At 47.3% G+C, this 2,335-nt stretch carries 3 protein-coding genes; all 3 read left to right on the forward strand.

Annotated features, from left to right (window positions below):
- Window positions 1-689: substrate binding domain-containing protein (locus tag R7P67_RS23140; RefSeq protein WP_318086111.1), on the forward strand; the 689-nt coding region annotated here is incomplete at its 5' end.
- Between the two features lie 104 nt (window positions 690-793).
- Window positions 794-1,876, forward strand: a complete 1,083-nt coding sequence (locus R7P67_RS23145) for an efflux RND transporter periplasmic adaptor subunit (RefSeq protein WP_318086112.1) — start codon at window positions 794-796, stop codon at window positions 1,874-1,876.
- Window positions 1,877-1,886: 10 nt separating this feature from the next.
- Window positions 1,887-2,335 (forward strand): efflux RND transporter permease subunit (locus R7P67_RS23150; RefSeq protein WP_318086113.1); only part of this gene is annotated, 449 nt, incomplete at its 3' end.

The following is a 2,335-nucleotide window of genomic DNA, read 5'->3' on the forward strand; positions in this document are numbered from 1 at the left end:
ACCAAGATCTACAAAAAGTACTCACCTTGCTTGATTCGGCAAACCAGCAAGCCAGTAACGAAAGCATCGAGGTCAGAGGAAAAATCAAACTTGGCCTTCTGCCAGAAACCTATGAACATCTTCAACCCATTTTGTTTGAATTTCAGGATCAATACCCGCAGGTCGAACTCGACATTCGCAATATCAACAATGGCTTTATTGATATGTTTCAGCAGGGGTTGGACATCGCGCTGCACGGCGGCATGCTGTTTGATTCAGACATTGTCGCGAGAAAGATCTTAACGCTAGACCGATGTGTCGTTGCCTCACCGAACTATCTTCAAACTCACGGCACGCCCGCCACATTAGAAGCGTTGAGCGATCATCAGTGCATTTGTTTTCGTTGGCCAAATGGCAATGTCGACAACCTTTGGCATTTTCAGGAACAAAACGTAGCGCTCAAACCAAAACTCATTTCCAACAACATCGGCTTTATTAAAAGCTCCACAGTGCTTGACCGCGGCATCAGTTATATCCCAAAACTGTTGGTAAAAAATGAGCTCGAATCCGGTGCATTGGTGCAAGTATTGTCTCAATATGCTGTCACGGAAGAAACGGGGTGGTTACTCTATCCTCAACCGAAAACGCTGAACCAAGCTAGCCGGTTACTTATTGAACATTTGTGCAATAAAATCCCAAAACTTTTGTAGTTTGCATTTATTGTCATAAAATTTGTGACATTGAATCATGCGCACGCATGATTATCTGAACATCTGTGAATTATAAGATGGCGCCGAAATTATGGAGCCATCTTATGAATCATCAAATCAAAACCGCTGCGCTGAGCACTATCGCGCTCTCTCTACTCGGCTGTAATCAAGCTCAACCTCAGGTTGAGGAGCCAAGCGCATCCAGACCCGTTCAAGTGATTGAAGTCAACGAAAGGAATGAAGAACTCAATAAATCATTCAGCGGGATCGTAAAAGCAAAAGAAACCGCCTCACTCTCTTTTCGTGTACCCGGCAACGTGGAAAGCGTGTTCGTAAATAAAGGCAGCGTGGTAGAAAAAGGCCAAGTCATTGCCACGCTGGACAAGCACGACTACCAAGTCTCACTAGAAGAATTACAAGCACGCATGTTAGAAGCACAATCAGCCCACAAACTCGCGAAAGCCGAGTTAAAGCGCGTAAAACAAGCGACTTCTGATGATGCCATTGCCAGCGTAAACTTAGACCGAGCCATCAGCAGCTACGAACGTAGCCTCTCTGCCGTCAAAGTGGTTGAGAAAAACATCCAACGTGCAAAAGATGCCCTGCGTTACACCACTCTACGTGCACCATTCACTGGCATTGTTGCCGACGTTTCTGTTGATCCACATGAACAAACCTTGCCGGGCGGCAGTGTTGTGTCAATTCAGCAAGAAGGCAGCTGGGAAGTGGACATCGACGTGCCGGAAAATATGATTGCGCAATTCGCACTAGGTCAGCCAGCATCGTTGACTTGGTATGATTCGGAGCAATCCTACCGAGCAACCGTGGCAGAAATCGCGCCGAAGAAGCACCTGCTCAAACAAACCTATACCGTCACGCTAGACATCGATTCGATTTCCAGTGCGCTATTCAACGGTAAAGCAGTCACGGTTAATACCGCGCTCAACACCAGTCACTCAAGCCATTGCTTTCCTTACTCTGCAATTTTGGGTGAGAAACAAACTCTGCACGTGAATGTGGTTCGTGATGCGGTTATTCATTCAGAGCCGGTCAACCTTGACTCTATCGACGCATACCAAGCGTGTGTGACCGGAAGTTTTGAGCAAGGCGATTATGTGGTGATCAGCGGTAGCCATTATCTGAGCGAGGGCGATGCCGCCCCAAACCTGACCATCAAGACGTTGTAGGTGCGAATCCATGATCAATTTAGCTGAATTCGCGATTCGCCAACGTAAGTTCGTTCTGTTCTTTATCGTATTGAGCGTGATCGCTGGCATCTATTCTTACTTCGACTTAGGCAAGTTGGAAGACCCGAGCTTTACAGTAAAAACTGCGGTAGTCGTGACCCTTTATCCGGGTGCGTCTGCCGAAGAAGTCGAGCACCAAGTCACCGATACCGTGGAAACCAAATTGCAGGAAATGGCGGAGTTGGATCGCTTGCGCTCATTGTCTCGCCCAGGTTTGTCTATGGTCTTTGTTGACCTCAAAGAGAGCCTTAATTCCAAAGCACTTCCGCAGGAATGGGACTTATTGAGACGCAAAGTGGACGATGTAAAACTGCAGCTGCCTTCCAGCGCGCAGATCAGCGTAGTACAAGACGAGTTCTCTGAAGTCTACGGCATGCTTTTCTCTATCCACAGCACAGA

It is taken from the genome of Vibrio sp. Vb0937 (genome assembly GCF_033338855.1).

Excerpts from the sequence above, each read along its gene's own strand:
- R7P67_RS23145 (WP_318086112.1), top strand. The coding sequence starts at position 794 with ATGAATCATCAAATCAAAACCGCTGCGCTGAGCACTATCGCGCTCTCT.